14 protein-coding genes and 1 tRNA gene are annotated in these 20,030 nt (G+C 60.3%); 13 read left to right on the forward strand and 2 right to left on the reverse strand.

The window, feature by feature from the left end; translation table 11 throughout:
* The first annotated feature begins 16 nt into the window (after window positions 1-16).
* Window positions 17-964 (forward strand): D-alanine--D-alanine ligase family protein, encoded by a 948-nt coding sequence (locus VIN30_RS01820; RefSeq protein ID WP_338208808.1) that lies wholly within the window; start codon window positions 17-19, stop codon window positions 962-964.
* Between the two features lie 68 nt (window positions 965-1,032).
* Here the strand turns inward: VIN30_RS01820 and VIN30_RS01825 are convergent, their stop codons facing one another.
* Window positions 1,033-1,671 carry a hypothetical protein gene (locus VIN30_RS01825; protein WP_338208810.1) on the reverse strand — a complete coding sequence of 213 codons (639 nt, stop codon included), beginning with the start codon at window positions 1,669-1,671 and terminating at the stop codon, window positions 1,033-1,035.
* A gap of 142 nt (window positions 1,672-1,813) precedes the next feature.
* On the opposite strand from VIN30_RS01825, the gene VIN30_RS01830 reads away from it, so the two are divergent.
* From VIN30_RS01830 to VIN30_RS01885, 12 genes are all read left to right on the forward strand, one after another.
* A complete protein-coding gene (locus VIN30_RS01830) occupies window positions 1,814-4,777 on the forward strand; it encodes a helicase C-terminal domain-containing protein (RefSeq protein ID WP_338208811.1) in 2,964 nt (987 codons plus the stop codon).
* Window positions 4,778-4,792: 15 nt separating this feature from the next.
* Window positions 4,793-6,061, forward strand: coding sequence for a hypothetical protein (locus VIN30_RS01835; protein WP_338208813.1), 1,269 nt, complete (start codon window positions 4,793-4,795; stop codon window positions 6,059-6,061).
* A 59-nt stretch (window positions 6,062-6,120) separates the two neighbouring features.
* Window positions 6,121-9,258 carry an aminopeptidase gene (locus tag VIN30_RS01840; protein WP_338208815.1) on the forward strand — a complete coding sequence of 1,046 codons (3,138 nt, stop codon included), beginning with the start codon at window positions 6,121-6,123 and terminating at the stop codon, window positions 9,256-9,258.
* Between the two features lie 62 nt (window positions 9,259-9,320).
* Window positions 9,321-9,396, forward strand: a tRNA-Arg gene (locus VIN30_RS01845).
* A 337-nt stretch (window positions 9,397-9,733) separates the two neighbouring features.
* The gene (gene rpsF, locus VIN30_RS01850) at window positions 9,734-10,027 is read left to right on the forward strand and encodes a 30S ribosomal protein S6 (protein ID WP_326425025.1); all 294 of its coding nucleotides are present in this window, start codon (window positions 9,734-9,736) and stop codon (window positions 10,025-10,027) included.
* 51 nt (window positions 10,028-10,078) lie between these two features.
* On the forward strand, window positions 10,079-10,579 hold the full coding sequence (locus tag VIN30_RS01855) for a single-stranded DNA-binding protein (RefSeq protein ID WP_338208818.1): 501 nt from the start codon (window positions 10,079-10,081) through the stop codon (window positions 10,577-10,579).
* A gap of 20 nt (window positions 10,580-10,599) precedes the next feature.
* Window positions 10,600-10,860, forward strand: coding sequence for a 30S ribosomal protein S18 (gene rpsR / locus VIN30_RS01860; RefSeq protein WP_022738039.1), 261 nt, complete (start codon window positions 10,600-10,602; stop codon window positions 10,858-10,860).
* A gap of 14 nt (window positions 10,861-10,874) precedes the next feature.
* Window positions 10,875-11,471, forward strand: coding sequence for a 50S ribosomal protein L9 (gene rplI / locus VIN30_RS01865; protein ID WP_338208824.1), 597 nt, complete (start codon window positions 10,875-10,877; stop codon window positions 11,469-11,471).
* Between the two features lie 134 nt (window positions 11,472-11,605).
* Entirely contained in the window at window positions 11,606-13,018 is a 1,413-nt protein-coding gene (gene dnaB, locus VIN30_RS01870; RefSeq protein WP_338208826.1) for a replicative DNA helicase, read from the forward strand.
* 6 nt (window positions 13,019-13,024) lie between these two features.
* On the forward strand, window positions 13,025-14,305 hold the full coding sequence (locus VIN30_RS01875) for a metallophosphoesterase family protein (protein WP_338208829.1): 1,281 nt from the start codon (window positions 13,025-13,027) through the stop codon (window positions 14,303-14,305).
* Entirely contained in the window at window positions 14,302-16,554 is a 2,253-nt protein-coding gene (locus tag VIN30_RS01880; RefSeq protein ID WP_338208831.1) for an ATP-binding protein, read from the forward strand. Before VIN30_RS01875 ends, VIN30_RS01880 begins: the two co-directional genes overlap by 4 nt.
* A gap of 156 nt (window positions 16,555-16,710) precedes the next feature.
* Window positions 16,711-18,159, forward strand: a complete 1,449-nt coding sequence (locus VIN30_RS01885) for a response regulator transcription factor (protein ID WP_338208833.1) — start codon at window positions 16,711-16,713, stop codon at window positions 18,157-18,159.
* Between the two features lie 75 nt (window positions 18,160-18,234).
* On the opposite strand, the gene VIN30_RS01890 is transcribed toward VIN30_RS01885, so the two are convergent.
* A complete protein-coding gene (locus tag VIN30_RS01890) occupies window positions 18,235-19,812 on the reverse strand; it encodes an FAD-dependent oxidoreductase (RefSeq protein ID WP_338208834.1) in 1,578 nt (525 codons plus the stop codon).
* Window positions 19,813-20,030 lie beyond the last annotated feature (218 nt).

The following is a 20,030-nucleotide window of genomic DNA, read 5'->3' on the forward strand; positions in this document are numbered from 1 at the left end:
AAGGCACAGGCTCACCATGGTGTCCGTAAATCCTGCTTCTTGTCGCATTGCCCTCCTCGCCGGCGGTACGAGCGGAGAGCGCGAGATTTCCCTTGCTTCAGGGAAAGGTGCCGGTGACGCCCTGCGCGCCGCAGGTTTTCCCGTGGACGAATTCGATCCCGCCTCTACCGATGATCTGAAGGCCATTATTGACGGCCATTACGATGTTGCCTTCCTCTGCTTGCATGGGAAAGGCGGGGAAGATGGTCGCCTGCAGGGATTCCTTGAGACGATCGGGCTGCCTTACACGGGCCCAGGGGTGTGGGCAAGCGCCACGGCGATGAATAAGGCAAAGTCGAAGCTGTTCTACCAGCAGGCCGATATTCCCACGGCGCCCTTTGTGTATGTGCGGCAGGGCGATGCCTACGATGCAGCGGAGATTTCCACTTTGATGGGCGGCCGATGCGTCGTGAAGCCGGCCACTGAGGGAAGTGCGCTGGGTATTTACATAGTGGAAGGTGAGGAAGCTATCGCCCAAGCGATCGAGGCAGTGTTTGAGATCGATCCACTCGTTGTCGTCGAGAAATTCCTTGCGGGCACTGAGATTACCGTGGCAGTGATCGGGAATGACGACGCGTTTGCGCTCCCTATTATTGAAATTGTGCCCCGCGGTGAATTCTATGACTTTGATTCGAAGTATGCTCCGGGCGGGTCGCAGCACATCTGCCCGGCTCCCTTGGATGACGATGTAACGGCCGTTATCCAAGATCAGGCAGTGCGTGCTCATAAGATTCTCGGTTGCACGGGGGTTTCGCGTTCTGATTTTATCCTGGACGAGAACAATACGGCCTGGATTTTAGAGACGAATACCATCCCCGGCATGACAGCCACCTCGTTGCTTCCCGATGCCGCCCGAGCTGCGGGAATGGATTTCCCCGAGTTGTGCACGCGCTTGGTGGGTTATGCCCTGGAGGAAGTTCTCTGAATGTCGGAAGGCAATTAAAAGGAAAAGGCACCCGTGGGCGCCTTTTCCTTTCTGATCACTAGAGGGGGTTAGAAAATTCCGCAGGCTTTCAGACCGAAGATGATCCCCGCAACCAAAGCGAGCAAGAATGCCCAGCTGAGCAAATAGCACCCCTTGTTGCCCTTGCGGCTTTCCTCGACAAGGCGGTCGGTGGCCGATCGGCGCGTCTTGACCAGCGCTGTACCCTTCTCCTTTGCCGGATAGGGGGAGGTGTCGTGGGGAAGCCATGCTCCCTGAGACTGGATAATCTGGTCGACGGCCTTCGCATCCAAGTTCACGCGGGGCCGCTTCCCCTTGCCCATTTCCTTGGATAACCTCTCGATGAAGGCTTCCATCGCGTCTCGGTAGGTTGGATCGAAGGCGATAACCGCCATATCGCCCCAATAGAACCCCGGTTCCGGGTGATCCGTGAAGGCAACAAATGAAAGCAGGGCCACCAGTTCCATCCCCTGGGCCTTCAAGATGCTCAGCTGGCGCGAATAGGCGGGCTCGAAGTAGCCGATGCGCTGATTGAAGCGGTTTACCAGCCACGCCTTTTGCACTCCGTCTTCGATGGTGCAATCGATCTGGTAGCGGTCACCGACGAGGTTGTCAGCCCCGATAAGCCCAGCGGCCTCCTTTCGCGATACCGTTTGAAATGTTTGATATGTACCAATGTAGCGTTCCATGCTGTAACCCCTAATCCGACTGATACAATACGGCGAGTTGTTAATCTGACACCATACCCGAGCTCGTCCGATCATGGAACTCTCGCCGCGACGAGGTTCCTTTTTTCGGCATAAGGGGCGCTTCCGGAGATAGGGAAGAAGCATGGCACGCAGCACCGAGCCCGTACAGGGCCAGTTGAGGAATTTCATTACCGACGGCACCCCGGCGGATATTGTCGCGCGATACGAGAGTTTGTCCGCCCGCGCCCAGGAGGGGCAGTTCGGCGCCTACGACGGAAACGTCGTAGTGCTAGATACCGAGACTACAGGTTTCTCCCTTAACCATGATGAATTGACTCAGATTGCCGCGGCACGCATGGTGAACGGCGAGATTGTCGATTGGTATATCACTTTCGTGAACCCCGGGAAGCCCATTCCTGAGGACGTAGCCCATCTGACGGATATTCACGATGATGACGTCGCTGATGCTCCGTCGCCCTCCGACGCCTTGGCGGGCTTGGTGGAATTCGTGGGTGACGCCATTGTGGTGGCTCACAATGCCGACTTCGATCGCAACTTCACGACGAAGCATCCCGCCGGCTATCCGCTGCTGGAGAATACCTGGGTTGATTCCCTCGATCTTTCCCGTATTGCGCTGCCGCGTATGAAGTCGCACCGCCTGATCGATCTGGTGAAGGCGTTCGGCGCACCGCTTTCCACCCACCGCGCCGACGAGGATGTGGCGGCCACTTGCGCCCTGTTCCGCATTCTGCTCGCCGCCGTGCAGGCGATGCCCCCCATGCTGGTGCGCGAGATCGCCGGTATGGCCGACGAGACGCAATGGCCCACGGTGACCGTATTCAAATACTTCGCCGAAACTCCGGCCCAGGATAAACCCCAGCCCTTCTCGCTGCGCTCGTTGCGTCGTGACCGCGTTGGCAGGATAGACATGCGCGCTCAGCTGGATGCCGACGAAATAGCCGCCGATCCCGACCGCAGCTTAGTGTTTCCCGCGGCTGACACAGTGAGAGACGCTTTCACCGCCGAAGGGGTGATCGGCTCGCTGTACGATGATTACGAGCAGCGCGAAGAGCAATGCGCTATGGCCGAGGCTGTGCGTGCCGCTTTTACGGGCTCGCGGAATCTGGTGGTAGAGGCCGGCACGGGTGTGGGCAAATCGATGGCTTACTTGCTTCCTGCTGCGCTGACGGCGCGCGACAATCGCATCACCATCGGCATCGCCACCAAGACCAATGCCCTTTTGGACCAGCTGGTGTATCACGAGCTGCCGGCGCTGGCCGAGGCCCTGGGGGGAAACTTGACCTATGCCTCGTTGAAGGGATTCTCGCACTACCCGTGTCTTCACCGCGTCGAGCGTCTGGTGGTGGACGGCCCGCGGATGCGCATGGTGGGCAAAGAGGAGAAACCCCAGGCTCCCGCTTTGGCCGCGCTGCTGTCATTTATCGAGCAGACCGACTACGACGATATCGACACGCTGAAGATCGATTATCGCGTGCTGCCGCGCTGGGCTATTACCACGACGAGCCACGACTGCTTGCGTCGCAAATGTCCCTTCTTCGGCACCTCGTGCTTTGTGCACGGGTCGCGCCGCCGGGCCGAGGCGTCGAACATCGTGGTGACGAACCACAGCCTACTGTTCTGCGATTTGGCTGCCGACGGTGGCCTGCTCCCTCCCATTCGCTATTGGGTGGTGGACGAGGCCCATGGGGCGGAAAACGAGGCGCGCCGCGCCTTCTCGGTGGAACTGGTCGAGGAGGATATCCTTTCGCTCGCCCATCGCGTGGCTTCCGATGAATCGCGCCGCAACGTGTTTCTGCGCGCTGAGCGCACTGTGGTGGCGCCGAATAATGAAGAGGGCGCCACGCTGTTTTACGGCTTGACGGCTAAGGCCCGGTCTGCCGGGGCGAAGTTCTCAGCCGAGGCCATCGACTTCTGCGCTCACATAAAGGATCTGCTGTACTACGACGCGAACAAACGTTCAAAAGGATACGAGAACGTTGATTTATGGCTCAACGACGAGATTCGCTCGTCAACCTTATTCCGCACCCTGGCCAACCATGGCCGCGCCATGGCCGAGGCAGCTGAGAAATTGGTAACGGCGTGCCAGGAGTTGGTGGGCTATCTGGACGATGCCGAAGGCGCCGCTGTGGTGCAACGGGAAATTGCGGCTATCGCCATAGAGTTGAAGGATATTATCCGCGCTGTGGAGATCATCTGCGTGCAATGCCCCGATCAATATGTGTACGCCGCCACGCTCAGCCGTAAGAACGACCGTCCCCGCAACAAGCTGGAGGCCCTGCTGCTGAACGTGGGGTATACACTGAACGAGACTCTGTACGCGAACACCCACTCGGTGGTGTTCGCCTCGGCCACGCTGTCGGTCGATGGGTCCTTCGTCGGCTTCGAGCAGGCTTTGGGTCTGGGCCAGAGCGAGTTTTCGCCTGCTGACGAGCTGATGCTGGCTTCCAGCTACAACTTCGACGAGCATATGACGGTGTATGTGGTGAACGATATGCCCGAACCGAACGAATCTTCCTACCTGGATGTTCTGCAGCACCTGTTGGTGTCCGCCCACAGGGCCCAGCAGGGTTCGATGCTCACGCTGTTCACCAACCGGCGCGAGATGGAGCGGTGTTTCGAGGAAGTGCAGCCGGCGCTGAAGCAGGATGATCTGCGCCTGGTATGCCAGAAGTGGGGTGTGTCGGTGAAGGGGCTGCGGGACGACTTCCTTGCCGACGAGCATTTATCGCTGTTCGCCCTGAAGAGCTTTTGGGAAGGGTTTGATGCGCCGGGAGCCACGTTGAAGGGCGTCATCATCCCGAAGTTGCCGTTTGCCAAGCCCACCGACCCGTTGTCATGCGAGCGCGCGGCCCGCGATGATGCCGCATGGCGTCGCTATGTGCTGCCGGCCGCAGTGCTGGAGACCAAGCAGGCCGCTGGTCGGCTGATTCGCAAGGCCGACGACCGCGGTGTGTTGATTCTGGCTGACAAGCGCCTGATGACCAAAGGCTACGGAAAGACGTTCCTGCGCTCGCTGCCCAGCCAGAACATTCGCTTCTGCTCCATCGACGAGATTACCGCCGAACTGGCCGCCACGGCGGGGTAAGGGCGGGAGCGCGCTATGGCCCGGAAAAAGATAAACCACGCGGCTCATATCAAGAGCCACACTCAGGGATCGTCGAACGAGATATCTTTCAGCGTGCTGGATGCAGCCCGCGAGGCGCGCGACGCTGCCGAGCGCGATCGCCGCGGAGGTGCGTCCTCAGCCGGGGGAGTGTCGCTGTTCACCTTGGGTGCGGGGAAGAAGCCCCGAGCCACGCCGGAGAAAGAGCAGCATATTGTCTTGCCTGGCAGCGCTCCCCGGAATACGGGCCGCTCGGCCGCTCCCCGCCACAGTTCTGCGTCTGCAGTGCTGCGCGACCGCACCCCGTTGCGTTTCGTTCCCACGGTGGTGGGGGTGTGCGTGGTGATCGCCCTGGTGCTGACCGTGGGGCAGACAGTGTTCCAGATGCGCGCGCACCAGAGCGATCTGCGCTCGGTGCTGGCAGAGCAGATTGCCGTGATCAATCAGGCCGACGAGGTGGTTATTCCCTTCGACGAGCTGGTGGTAAAGCAGTACGGCGATCAGCATTTTGCGAAGGCCACCTCTATGGGTGACTCCTCGATGCTCGACCAGCTGTCCGATTCCTACCGGGCGTTAGTGGGGGACATCGCTCCAGTGTACGGCAGTTTGCAGGACGCGGTGGCTGCGATAGAGGAGGTGCAGCCCTCGCTTTCCGACAACGACGACAAGGAGGCGGCCCGCCAGGCCCTGGCTGCGGCCCAGGCGCGGATGAACATGTTCGATACGGGTATTTCCATCGTGGACGAGGCCCTGATGGCGACCGAAGCCTACGAAGCTGCCCGTAGCGGGTGGAAGGATATTATCGACGCCGACGCCGCCGCCCGCGAGGCCACGGCGGCTTTGGAGGAAATGACTGAGGACACCGTGCGTGCCTCTACGGAGAAGACCAATACGGCCCTGACGTTGCTGAATCACGCCGCCGACCAGTTCGACACCGCGCAAGGTTCCTACCCGGGGCTCGATTTGTCCCTGTTTTCCACCTACGTTGCCAAGCGCATTGAGGCCCAGCAGGCGGCCCTGAGCGCCGACGCGGCCTATCTGGACCGGGACAAGGAACTGCTCGCCCAGGAAAACGAGCGCTACAACATCCTTGAAGACGAGGCGGCATCTCTGGCCCAGCAGCTTGAGGAGGACCCCGATGTTATCGTGGCCGCCTTCTACGACGCCGCCATTGCCCAAAATGTGGAATTTTACGAGGCGGAACGGCTGAAAGCTGGCAATGCTGATACGTTTCTGCGTAATTATTTGGGTAGCGACGCGCAATAGCGTATACTAGCAATAATTGTGTCAAATCAACCCTCTCTGAACGAGGAAAGGCAGCAGACATGGCCGACCTAAACGAACATGTTGCATACCTGTCTCAGGAAATCGGCCCGCGGCCCGCAGGAACCGAAGAAGAGCAGCGCGCGGCCCTTTATATCAGCGAGACGCTTTCATCGACGACGGGGCTTCCCACGACGATGGAAGATTTTCAGTGCAATCCCGATAGTTCGCTTCCCCGCGCCCTGTGCAGCGGCGTTGTGGTCGTGGCGACGTTGATCGCTACGATTTTCTCGGTGGTGACTATCCCGGCTATTATCATCGCCTTGGTGTGCGCGGCGCTGATGGCGGCTGAGATTGTGGGGAAGCCGGTGCTTTCGCGCTTTCTCAATCGCGGCGTGAGCCAGAACGTGGTGGCTCAGTACGTTCCGCTGAAATCGACGACTCGCGCATCGCGTCGTCGCAAAGTGATTCTGGTGGCGAACTACGACAGCGGCAAAGTGCGCCGCGACCTGAACAACGCGGTTATTTCCCTGTTGCCGGTGCTGTATTGGATTGAATTCGGCCTGTTGGTGCTGCTGCCGGTGCTACTGCTCATTCGCTTCATCATGGCCCCCCAGGATGGCGCGCTCATTGCCTTCAACGTGATTCTCGGTGCGGGCATGATCGTGGCTGTGCTGCCGGTGGTGTCGTTTATTTTCGAGCGCGTGGCCGCTTACAACGAGGGCGCGAACTGCAACGCCTCGGGTGTTGCCTTGATGATGGAGGTGGCCGCTCGCGTGGCTGCCGCCCGCGATCTTCCCGATGCTGAGGAAGGACTCATCCACGGCGAGGAGGCCGCCCGGTCGGCCGGTCTGGTGCCCGAAGGTGCCGAGTTGGTGTATGACGCATCTGCCAGTGGCTCGTTGGGAGCTTCCATGGAATCGGCCTCTCAGCGCTTGGCTGCTGCAAAGGCTGCGGTCGCCGCGTTGTCGGGTCAGCCTGCGGCCGATAATGGCGATTCCCCGGCTGAGGGTTCGGAGGGTTCCGCCTCCGAAGAGTCCGTCGCGGCTTCCTCTGAAGCGCCGGATCTCGCACCGGCGGCTGTACCGGTTCCCGTGCCTGCGGAACCGGCGTCGGTGCCGACTCCCGAGCCGCCCGCACCCCAGGAGCACTCTGTGCCCGATTGGTTCAAGAAGGGTCAGCAGCAGGCGAAGAAACCGACCGTGGAAAAGCCCATTCAGCGTTCCCGTTATGCGGCGGCCCTGGCGACAGCCGAAGAGGAGATTGCCGCTCGGGAAGAGGCCCAGAAGGCTGCTGCGGATGAGCTGAGCGAGCGCATGCGCGGCATGCGCGCCTCGGTGCAGGCAGCTTCGGAGGCCGCCGGTGCCACTCCGACGGGAGTTATTCCCGATGCCGCCGTGCAGGCCGCGTCGCAGAGCGCTGCTCTGGAACCGGTGGCCCGCCCCACCGCCGAGCCGGTTGGCGCGGTGCCCGTCGATGGTGACGCTTTAGTTTCGGTTGCGGCCGCTTCCGCGGGGGAGGTCCCGCCGGTGGAGGAGTCGGTTACTCCCGTCTCGCCTGCGGCACCTGTTGCTCCTGCGGTTGGGAACCCGGCCGCTGCGCCCGTTGCCCCGGTTGCCGCTCCTGCGCCGGTGCCTGCTGTGGCCGCGCCTGCAGTTGTCGATGACGATCCCAACATCAGCCTGCGCGAAGGCCAGCGCCCCCTGACGGGCACGCCTGCTGCCGCGCTCGACGGGGTGCCGAATCCCCTCGATGCCGCCCCCGCCGCGTCGGGCCGCCGTTTGGTTATCCCCGAAGTTGAGGCCGCCGCCCCACAGGCCGCGCCTGCTTCGGCTTCCCCCGTCGCTTCCGCGCAGCCGAAGCCCCGCAAGCGCCGGGCTATATCTCTGCCCAATATCGGCGTTTCCCAGGAATTACCCCGTATCAGCATGGACGATCACCTGCAGGCGGCTCCCCTTTCCGAGGAACGCCCTGCTCACGACGGCCGCGTGCGCGATCTCAGCGCCGTGGTACCCTCGGTGGCCGCCGCGCCGGCTGTCCCGCCTGCTCCTTCGGCGGAGTCGGCCCTACGCAGCGCCCTTCCCTCGCTTGGGGGGACGCCCCCTCAGACTGATCCCGGACTGTCGGGCAGTATCAGCCTGGCCGGTTCGTTCTCGTCCATGGGTGCCACCGGTGCGGCTGCACCTATTGGCGACGAGCTGTTGGATGCCGCTGCTCCCGACGAGCTGTATGTCGAGGATGTCGACGACTCGGCCTATGTGGAGCAGGTAACCGAAACGGGCGCCATCGCGGGTCCGGGGTATGTGGAAATGCCCAAGAGCCGTTTCGGCCGCATCTTCGGCAAGCTGCGCCATAAGGGTAAGGAAGAAGAAATCACCCCGCAGCAGTGGTTGAACGTCGAAGACGATTTCGAGGCCCAGGAAGTGGGGGCCGCTCGCGGCAGTTGGGAAAGCTTCCGCGAAGATGATTCCTATGAGGCCATGGGCCAGACCACCGCGTTTACGCCCGATTACTTCGACGAGGCGTTCGACGATGAGGCGGCGGGAGAAGCTTCCGGTCGCCACCGCTTGGGCCGACCCTATGAGGGCGGCGCTTTCTCGCGCGGTGGTCGGCACGAGGACGATGAATTGATCGAGGATGAGGAATTCGCCGAGGAGAACCGCCCGCGTAAGCGCAGTGCCTTCGCCGACGGCCTGCCCGCCGATTTCGTGTTCGACACCGACCAGGCCACCCAGCATATCGAGCAGTTCCACAGCCAGCGTGTGGATATCGAGGTGTGGTTCGTGGCCCTGGGCTCCGAACTAGCTGGCAACGGTGGCATGAAGGCCTTTATGGAAACCCATGCCGCCGAGATGAAGGGCTCTATCATCATCGATGTGCAGGCCATGGGCGCCGGCGAGCTGACGCTGATCGACAAGGAGGGCACCTACCTCTCGAAGAAGGCGTCGAGCCGTATGAAGCGCCTGGTGAAGAAGGCTGGCCAGGCGGTGGGATTGTCGGTGCCCACCGGAACGATGACCTGGATGGATAGTTCGTCGGCCTATGCTCTGAAGCACGGTCAGCAGGCCTTGCACTTGGCGGGCATGGACGGCAAGAAGCCCGCGTTCTTCGCCCAAGCCGACGACGTGGTGGAGAACATCGATCAAGACCAGCTGTCGCTGAACGCCGATTTCGTCATGGAATTGCTGAAGCAAATCTAAGGCATCTACCATGGTCGGGCGAGGTTCGCTTCGCCCCATGGTAGAATGGCAGCCGCTTGCACGCCCCCGTAGCTCAGCGGATAGAGCGTCGGTTTCCTAAACCGTGCGTCGGAGGTTCGAGTCCTCTCGGGGGCGCCAGTATACCCAGCAGGCCCGGCAATATGCCGGGCCTGCTTTCTTGTTCAGGCGGCTTTTGGACGACAGTGTTGCGATACCACGGCGGCGCGCAGGCGCATCGCGGACGGTTCCTCGGCGATCTTTCTGCGAAAGGGGAGCGGTGTTTCAACGGCAGTTCCCGAGACGTCATGACGGTTTCTGCTTGCTAAGATGCAAACACGCGGCAATGTGTGGTTACCGTGAGGGAAAAAGCTCGCAGAACCTGGCAGGAAAGGCTTTGTTAGAATAGACAGGCTATTCCTGCTCCGGTGTGTGCCTTCACCAGCCCGGAGCCGTAAAGTCCAAAGGAGGTGAGCTGATGAAGGCTTATGAACTGCTGTTTATTGTTGCTCCCACGATCGACGAGGAGACGCGCGCCGGTGTGCTGAAGCGCATCGAGACAACTCTCGCCGAGAGCAACGGCGTTGTGGACAACGTCGACAACTGGGGCAAGCGTAAACTCGCTTATGAGATCAAGGGTCTGTCCGACGGCGACTACACTCTCATCGATTTCCACGCTGATCCGCAGAGCATTGCCGAGCTCGATCGTGTGCTGCGCATTAACGATGCCGTGATGCGTCATATGATCGTGGCCCGCACTGATCGCGACTAGTAGGAAATCAGGGCGGCTCATCTGGCCGCTCGAAGATGAGAAGAGGTAGACATGAGCATCAACCGTGTGATCATCAGCGGCAATCTGACCCGCGACCCTGAACTGCGCCAGACCCAGTCGGGTATGGCGGTGCTGAGCTTCGGCGTGGCGGTGAACGACCGCCGCAAGAATCCGACCACCGGCGAGTGGGAGGACTACCCGAACTTCGTGGACTGCACGATGTTCGGCGCCCGAGCCAACAGCCTGGCCAACTACCTGTCGAAGGGCACCAAGGTGTCCATCGAGGGCAAGCTGCGCTGGAGCCAGTGGGAGCGCGACGGTCAGAAGCGCAGTAAGCTGGAGGTCATCGTCGACGAGCTCGAATTCATGTCGAGCCGAAACAGCAACGGTGGTGCCCCGTCCTATGGCGGCGATCCGTACGGCGGTCAAGGCTATGCGGCGCCCGCGCCTGCTTACAGCGCGCCGGCCCCTGCGCCGGCCCCTGCCCCTGCCCCTGCGGCGCCTGTCATCGACGCTTCCTCTTCCGTGTACGATGACGACATCCCGTTCTAAGCGAAACGAAAGAGGTTAAAATGGCCGATTACGCTAAGCAGCCTCGTCGTAAGTATTGCCAGTTCTGCAAAGACGACGTGGAGTATATCGATTACAAAGATACTCAAATGCTGCGCAAGTATGTTACCGATCGTGGCAAGATTAAGCCCCGTCGCGTGACCGGTGCCTGCACTCAGCACCAGCGCGACATCGCGGAAGCCGTGAAGCGCGCCCGCGTGATGGCTCTCATGCCGTATGCTGTTCCTGCCGTGAGCGGCCGTGGCGATCGCCGCAACCGCTAGGCGAAGGAGGAACCATGAAAGTTATTCTTCTGAAGGAACTTCAGGGCAAAGGCGGCGAGGGCGACGTCATCGACGTGAACCGCGGCTTTGCCAACAACTTCCTGCTCACCCAGGGTTACGCCGTGAAGGCGACCAAGGGTAATCTGAAGCAGCTGGAAGAGCGCAAGAAGAACATCGCCAAGCGCGAGGAAGTGCGCATCGCCGATGCGAACGCCCTGGCTGCTAAGCTGAACGATGCCACGGTGACCGTGGACGCTCAGGTGGGCGAGGAAGGCGTGCTCTTCGGTTCGGTGACTGCTCCCATGGTGGCCGAAGCCATCGAGCAGCAGCTGGACATCCAGATCGACCGTCGTCGCGTCGAGCTGGGCAAGCCCATCAAGATGGTGGGCACCTACGAGGTGCCGGTTTCCCTGTACCGCGACATCAAGGGTACCGTGACCGTGGTCGTGGGCGGCGGCGCTGTGGTGGACGAGGAATCTGCCGAAACGGTGGATGCCTTCGACGAGGCGCTGGAGATTGCCGAGTCCCCCGCGGACGAGACCGTTGAGATCGACGGCGAGGTTTCCGAGGACGGCACCGTCGAGGTCGAGGTGACCGAGACCGAGGAGTAGTTCTCGTTTCCGAGGCTTTCTTCAAGGCCCCTCTTCGGAGGGGCCTTATTTGTTTCCCGTGAAACAAGGGTGGACGCGCTACAATGGCAGGGTATCTCATTGCCGCACCACCCGCTCGAGCAAAGGACGTCTTCATGCCCGCGCAAGCATATTCCGCTTCCGATACCAACACTTCCGCTGGCCTGGCGCCGCGCGCCCAGCTGCCCCAGGATATCGAGGCCGAGCAGTCGGTGCTGGCAGCATGTATCCTGAGCAGCGAAATTGCCGAGGAAATGGTAATGAAGCTGACGCCCGAGAATTTCTTCCGTCCCGCTCACAAGATCATTTTCGGGGTTATTCACAACCTGGTGGAGCGGCGCATTCCCGTCGACCCCATCTCTCTTGCCGACACCCTGAAGGCGCAGGGCCAGTTGGATTCGGTGGGCGGCCATGCCTATCTGGTTGAACTGGCCGATAACTCGTTCTCGCTTACCAGTTGGGAAAGGCACAGCGACATCGTGAAGCGGCAGGCTATCCTGCGTGATCTGGTGTATGCCGCCACGCAGATCAACGCCCTGGCCTACGATGCGCCCGATGATGTGAACGAAGTGGTGGAACAAGCGGAAAAGGCGCTGTTCGGCGTGACGGAGAAGCGTATCAGCACGGAATTCCGCCCGATGAACGAGCTGGTCACCGAGGCCTATGAGCAGATTTCGAAACTGGCTACCCAGAAGGATCACATGGCTGGCGTTCCCACCGGCTTCAAAGACGCCGACAATCTGTTCCATGGCCTGCGCGGCGGCGACTTAGTCATTTTGGCTGCCCGTCCCGGCGTGGGTAAGACCTCGTTCGCCTTGAATTTGGCCACGAACGCCGCGAAGACAGGCGTGTCGGTGGCCTTCTTCTCGATGGAGATGCCCGCCGAGCAGCTGGTGCAGCGTATTTTGTGCTCGGAGGCCCGGGTTTCCCTGTCGAAGCTGCGCAGCGGTATGATCGCCGAGGGAGATTGGGGCGCGCTGGCGGAAACCTCGGGACAGCTTTCCCAGATGAAGATATACATCGACGACTCGCCCGCCCTTACCGTACTTGAGGCGCGCGCGAAAGCCCGTCGGCAGCTGCGCCATGTGACTGGCGACGAGCAGGGGCTTATCATCGTGGACTATCTGCAGCTGATGTCGTCGCCCTCCTCGCGCCGTAGCGACAGTCGCCAAGTTGAGGTTGCGGAAATCTCCCGCGGCCTGAAGGTGCTGGCCAAAGAGATGAACATGCCCGTAATTGCCCTGTCCCAGCTGTCTCGCAGCGTAGAGCAACGCGGCGACAAACGCCCTATGCTGTCCGATCTGCGCGAATCGGGGTCTATCGAGCAGGATGCCGACATCGTGATGTTCATCGACCGATCAACCAGCGAAGTGGAGGCCGAAAGCGAGAACCGTCCCGACATGAACATGGCCCAGTTGATTGTGGCGAAGCACCGCAACGGTTCGCTGGCTGATATCGATCTGGTGTTCAACCCCGAGTTCACCAAGTTCTCCGATTACTTTGACGATTCGCGCATGGGAGGCTTCTAGCAGCTGGTGGCCGAGACGCTAACATTCATCCACGCCTCCGACATTCATATCGGTGCGCCCTTTCGCGGCCTGAGGGCTTTGTCGGATGATTGGGGAAGCCGCCTGTATGACGCGATTCCCCAGGCCTGGGATCGCGTGGTGGATGCGGCTGTCGATCGGCGGGTCGATTTCGTAGTGGTGGCTGGCGACATTTTCGATAGTGTGCGCGCTTCCTATCGAGATTATCGTCGGTTTTTCCAAGGTTTGTGGCGTCTCGACGAGCAGGGTATCCCCACTTATCTGTGCACTGGCAACCACGATCCGCTCAGTTCGTGGCAGCAGGATTTCTTCGCCCTGCCGCCCAGCGCCACTATGTTGGCGGCCGATCGACCCGATTTTGCCCTGTACGAGCGCAGCGGGCGCCCTTTGGCCATTATTGCGGGGCGGGGTTATCCCAACAAGGTGTGGTCGTCGAACGAGGATATCGCAGCGGGCATCACGCGAGATGCCGCCTTAGCGTTTCTCGGCCCGCGAGCCGCGGAAGCGCCCTTTGCCGTGGGCGTGCTGCACACGGGGTTGAACCTGGACCCGGTAAAGGCGCCCACCGATCCGCGGGCGCTGTTGCGTGCCGGGCTGGATTACTGGGCGCTGGGACATATCCACCGCCGCACTGTGAACGACCCCCTCGACCCACGGGTGGTGTTCTCCGGCTGCATTCAGGGGCGCGATGTGCGCGAAACGGGCCCGCGCGGCGTGTATGAGGTGCGTTTGACCGAGGGCGCGCCCGTGCAGCTGACCTTCATTCCCACCGCCTCGGTGGTATGGGAGCAGTTGGAGGTTGACGTGAGCGGCTGCTCGAATATTCCCGAATTGGTATCCCAGGTGATGCGCGAGCAGTTCGCCGTGAACGGTGACGACGCTTGCGAGATGATGGTCACGCGCATCACCCTAGTCGGGGCTACCCCGCTGCACGAGGTGCTGAACCGGCCGGGAGTTTTGGAAGAAGTGCGCGGCACGTTGAACGAGGCTTACTCGGAATTCTACTGCGACGCCCTGATCGACCGCACCCGCCGACCGCTGGATGAGGAGGCTCTGCGGGCTGAGGGGCTGTTCCCTGCGGTGTTCCTGCGGTCTGTCGATGTGGCGCGATCGGATCCAGCGCGGCAGATCGACTACGTTCAAGAGGAGTTTTTAGCACGCAATCTGCCCATGCTCTCGTCGCTTTCCGAGAAGCGCGTGGCACGGCTGACCGACGAGGCGGCCTCGCTGGTGCTCGATTTACTGGTGCAGGGGGATGATGCCCGATGACGTCGGCGCCGCGCTCCCCGTTTCTGCAATATCTGCGCATCGATCGTTTCGGGCGGTTTACCGATTACACCGTGGGGCCGTTTGGCCCCCACCTGAACATCGTGTTCGGCGCGAATGAGGCGGGCAAGACCACCCTCGCCTCGTTTGTGGGCGGCGTGCTGTTCGGCTGGGAAGAGGCCCGGGGCAATCGCAACACCTACAAGCCCGTGGGTGCCGAGCGCGCGGGCAGCCTGTTCTTCGCCCCGTTCGGCGACGGGGAGGCAGCGGAGCCTGCGTCGGCGACCGAACGCCTTTCTACCGGCTCTTCGGAAACGTTGATGCTGTTTCGCGGGCGCAACGCAGATGGTTTGCAGGGCGACGTCGATCTGGCGGCCGACATCGACAAGGACACGTTCCGCACGATGTTCTCGCTGAACAGCGACGAGCTGCGCAGTTTGCGCAACACCACCGATACCACGGCCAAGCTGCTGACGGCCGGCTCGGGCGCGGGTTCTTCGCCGGCTCACGCGCTGGCCCACGTGAACGAGCGCCTGGCTGCGTTCACTTCGCGCGCTGCGGCGGTCGAGCAGTCGATTCCCCAGCTGGCGGCCCAGCGCAATGAGGCCCGTGCCGCCGAACGCGCCGCAGCCGAGCAGGCCGACCAATGGCGCGCCCAAGATCGTGAACTGCACGAGCTGGAGCCCGAGCGCGCGGCTATGGCCGATCGTGTGGACGAGAGCAACCGACTGATCGAGGATCTGACGGCGGCGAAGAGCTCGCTGGCTGCCTTGGCCGATGAACAGGCGTCGCTGCAGGCCGAGTACGACCGCGCCCGCGCCGCCGAGGAGGAGGCCCGCCAAGACGCTCGGGTCGGCGAAGCGGCCATCGAGCCGGCGCTCACGGCCCTGACGGCCTCGGAGGATCGTTCCTTGCGCGACCGCTTGGACTCGCTGGCGGCCCGCGAGGCGCGTCAGGCCCATAGTGTGGAAGTGGCTCAGGCCAATTACAACTCGTCGCGCGCTGTGTACGAGGCGCTGCTGGAAACTGAGGACGACGAGGCCGATCGCCGCCATGCACGGTGGAAGCGCTCGATGCAGATGGCGTTCTTAGTGGTGGTGCCCGCGGTTCTTCTGCTATTGGGTGTGCCGCTGTTCATCATGGGGCGCGACCGCGCCTCGCTCACCTATATGGCCTTGGGCGCGGCTCTGTCGGCCTTCGCCGCCCTGATGGTGGTGGGCGGTTTTCTGATGCTGTTCCGCCCGGATAAAGAGGGCAATGTGCGCAAGGAGCGCTTCAACGACGCCCACTGGGTGATGGTGCAAGATGAGAAGAAGCTGGAGGCGTGCCGCGCCGCCGAGGCCGCTGCGGCCCGTCAGACCTCCGAAGAGTTGGCAGGCTACGGGCTTGCGAGCGCTCATGGATCGCTGCGCCAGGCTCGCGTGCTGCTCGACGAGGCCCGCGAGGGCCGGGCGGCGGTGGCATTGTGCCGCCAGCGTCAGCAAGCGTCTGCCGCCCGTGCTGCGGCGGCCGGGCGGCGGCTGCAGGAGATTGCCGCCGAGCGCGCCGCGCTGCTCGGCCGCGTCGGCTTGGACGCCGATGCCACGGCCGACGAGGTTGAAGGCGAGCTCGAGCACCGCATTCGCCAGCGCGCGGGCCTGCTGGATGCCTTCGAATCGATGAACCGCCGTTCGGGCGAGCTGGCCAGCATCCTGGGCCAGGCCCGTCACGAGCTGACCTTCGACCAGTGCAAGCTGGAAACCGAGCAGATTTCCACGCGCCTGGAGGAGGCCAAGACCGATTTCGTGCGCCTGCTTCTGGCGAAGCACATGTTGGAGGCCGCCATCGCCACGTGGGAATCGAAACGCCAGCCCGAAGTGTACGCTAAGGCCAGTCGCCTTCTGTCGATGATGACCGAGGGGCGCTGGGTGGAAGTGGTGCTGACCGGCGAGGGAACGCTGGAGGTGGTGGATGCCGTGAAAACTCGGCGCGCTCCCGTGCACCTATCGCTCGGCACGTGCCAGCAGCTGTATCTGGCTCTGCGCATCGCATTGCTGACTACCGCCGAGAACGTCGGGCGCGCCATTCCCATTCTGGCGGATGACATCCTGGTGAACTTCGACGAGCGCCGCCGCGCCGGCGCCGCCCGAGCACTGGTAGAGCTGGCCGAGGCGCGCCAGGTTATCCTGTTCACGTGTCACGAAGACGCCGTGCGCGCCCTGAAGAAAGCCGCCAAGCAGGCCGGCCGCCCCGCCACCGTCGTGAACCTGTAGTTGCATATCACCGCACCAGATCGATGGAAATCATCGATTTTCATATTGGAGACCCGAGATAGCACGCCTTCACAATATTTTTTGCTGAATGGCTGGTAGCCTAGGGGCAATACAATTCGATGCAAATATGAAAAATGTCGTGGCGGGTGATGGTGTATGGAGCGAATTGGAAAATCAGGCGGCGGCTTATGTCTGGCGGGAGCGGGATTTCTCTGGGGATGGAGTTTCCTCTTCTTCTTTTCGAGCCAGGCGGCCTCGTCAATTTCTCTTTCTTTTTTGACTAACGATGTTCTATATCTTGGATCAACATTGGTGGCAGCCTTGCTGGCTGTTAGGGTCTTTTGGAACGAATACGACGTTCGCCAGCTCAGGACTGTGGGAAATGCGGCCTTCGCGTTAATGCTTGCTGGTAGCGTTTTGCTTGCCATCTCGATGGTAGCTCGTGACTCGGGGTTTTACGCCATGGCGGGAAAGATTGTTGCAGGGCCTGGACAAGGGCTATCTTGGATTGCTTGGACAACTGTGCTTTCTCGGTTTGATATTGAGTGTGCCGAGAGGTCTTTCTTACAGTGGATACCCATTCTTGTTGGTGTGGTTTTGGCTTCCACTTTGGGAAACTGGGTATCCGTGTTTCCTCCCCAGCTGTTTAACTCAGTTCTCATGGTGCTTCTGCCGGTCGCTTCCTGGGTTTTCTTTTGTCGCGCCCTGTCTTTGTCGTCCGAACCCAAACGGAAGGACGCTTCTGTTGCGGCCGCTGAAGGCAAGGGCGATGATGTGAAATCCATTGTGTGGTTGTTTGCTAATCTAAGTTTCGCTCTCGCTGTAATCATGGTCGTTTGGGCCGCGTTTTTGTTTCAGCACCAAGTATCTGTAGAGCAGGTAAAGGTGGTGTTTTCGCTCGGCGCTTTCGTCGCGCTTCCTATCGTTTGGTTTGCATTGCGCGTTACGCGTCGATTGGCCCCTTCGTCTCTGTATCGGTGGGCCGTACCTATTATGGTCTTCGCTGTGGTGCTCGACTTTATTGCGCCGGCGGCTTATGTGTGGTGCACATGCCTCTGCCTGAGTGTCGTAAGCGTTGGGTTCGAGGGCATGTACCACTTGGTGTTTATCTATGTGTCGAAGCGCTTTTCCCAACGCGCTATGTTGGCGGCAAGCTTAGGAGTTGTAGCCACGACGGTGGGCGGAATGATAGGGTCAACGGTGTGGGCTGCTTGCTTCTCCCACGCTTCTTCGGCGGATGCTGGAAAGATACTGCTCGTCGCTCTTTTTGTGCTCGTGCTCTGTTGGTCGTGCGCGCCGCGATTCGGGGGCGTTCTAGGCTTGAATGGCGGTGGCGTAGAAGGTGAAGCCTCTTCGCAAAATTCCCCGCCTGTTGAGAAGAAGTGCGAACTTGCGGCCAATGCTTACGGACTCACACCCCGTGAACGAGAAGTGCTGTTTCTGCTGGCCCAGGGGAGGAGCCGCGCTTTTATTCGAGAGGCTCTCTTTATTTCCAAAGGGACCGTTGATACCCACGTTCATCATATTTATTCAAAGATGGGTATAGGATCTAAAGACGAGCTTGTGAAGATGGTTCTTGATGGTGAGGATATTATTGCAAGTTAGTTGTTGAAGGCGAAGAAGAGCGGGAGGGGAGTGACGGGGAGGAAGCCTCTCCCCTCCTAAGCGAAGGGATGTCGTCTACGCTTCTAGGATGCTACGAGCAGCATTTCGTCCGGAATAGATGCAGTAGCCGTTCGCCGAGCCGCCCAAGTACATGTTGTAGGTTTCCTCGTAGAGATTGCAGCCATCGAGCCCGACGGCATACAGGCCGGGAATCGGATCTCCTTCATCGTTCAGAACGCGGTTTTGGGTGTCAGTGCACAGACCTCCGATTGCGCACACTACGAGGGGATCCATCTTGAAACCGTAGAAGGGGCCCGTCTTGAGGGGAATGAGATACTCGGCTTTTTTGAAGAAATCCTCGTCAGAGCCCTTATCGCACCATTGATTGTATCGATCAATGGTGTCTTCGAGAGTATTGGGGTCAAAATCCATGGCTATTGCGAGGGCTTCGACTGTCTCTCCCTTGAATACGTTTCCAAACATACCTTCAACTGCCCCATCAATCTGCTGTTGTAGCTGGGGAAGCTGTGCCCCCTGATCGGGCATATAGTTGGCGAAGCTGTCGGGTGCCGCTCCTTGTGCGAACGCATCTACTGTGCTCTGATCCATAAGAGCGTAGCAAGATTCCTGGCCGAGGAAAATGGCATTGAACGCACTGGGGATGTCTTCGCATACGATGCCTTCGTCGACGAATCTTTCGCCGTGCCCATTCACCCAGAGAATGGGCTGTCTCGTTGTCGCAAAGGAAATGTGGTCGAACATGCCGAAGCCGTAGACGCATTTATCTCCCATGATGCATGCGGGACGTGTGGCGGCTCCAAGCTCAATTGCCACATCGAGGCCGTCGCCGGTATTGCCGGGATTGCAGTTGATTGTCGCGTTCGAGCAGTCAAATCCCGTGCGGTCACTGAGCGTTTCGACGTTCGCTCCCGTACCGCCGCTTGCTAGAACGACGCCAGACCCCTTAATGGCGAGGTACGCTCCGTCTTGTTCGGCTATAACACCTGTTACAACGTCGTCCTCGGATATAAGATCTACCATAGGAGTTGATGTCATAATCTCGACACCTGCGCTCAGAGCTGCCTGCTCCATGGCCGCAACGGCCGCCGTGCCTCCTCCGTCGTAGTAATGCCATCCTTGAAGGCCGGCATTGCAGGGCCTGACATCAACGAACTTAACCCCGTTTTCAAGGAGCCACGAGATGTTGTCTCCTGATTGTCTGAGGTAGTTGATCCAGATTTGGGAGTTGGATCGGTAATTGGAGAATTGAAGCTCATTCTTAAGGGCTTCATAAAGGGTGAGATCGACATTGGCTTCTTTCTGGAGGGGGCTATCTACGGCAAAGGGGCCTTCTGCTCCCAGACTGTTTCCGCCGATGGTGGCTTGTTTCTCAATCAAGATAACGCGAGCACCTTGTTGAGCTCCTTCGACGGCGGCGCTCAGTCCGGAAATACCTCCCCCGACAACTACTATGTCGTACGTGAGGGTCTCTTCAATGGGATAGTTCTGCGCGTCATCGCTTTCACTGCGAGTGCTTCCGTCGGTGTCGGAAAGGGAGGGGGATGCCCCACATCCAGCAAGTCCAACCGCACCGAGCAATCCCGCAGTCAAACCAACTCCCTTTATGAAAGTGCGTCGATTGATCTGTTCCATATAGTCCTCCTTCTAGATTTGCGAAATACCATCTAGAACACTAAAGAGAAGGGAGAGATTAGGCATCCGTAGAAACCATAGATTTGCTGATGGAGGGCGTCGATGAAAAGTATCGACGCCTTGTTTCAGGCCTTGAGAATGATCGAATTCACCCTGTGGGCGTGCATAACGGCCGCCCACTTGGGGCCGCTGATTCTCGTACTGAGTTGCTCTGCGTT

The sequence above is a fragment of the Adlercreutzia wanghongyangiae genome, from assembly GCF_035989245.1.
GTDB lineage: Bacteria > Actinomycetota > Coriobacteriia > Coriobacteriales > Eggerthellaceae > Adlercreutzia > Adlercreutzia wanghongyangiae.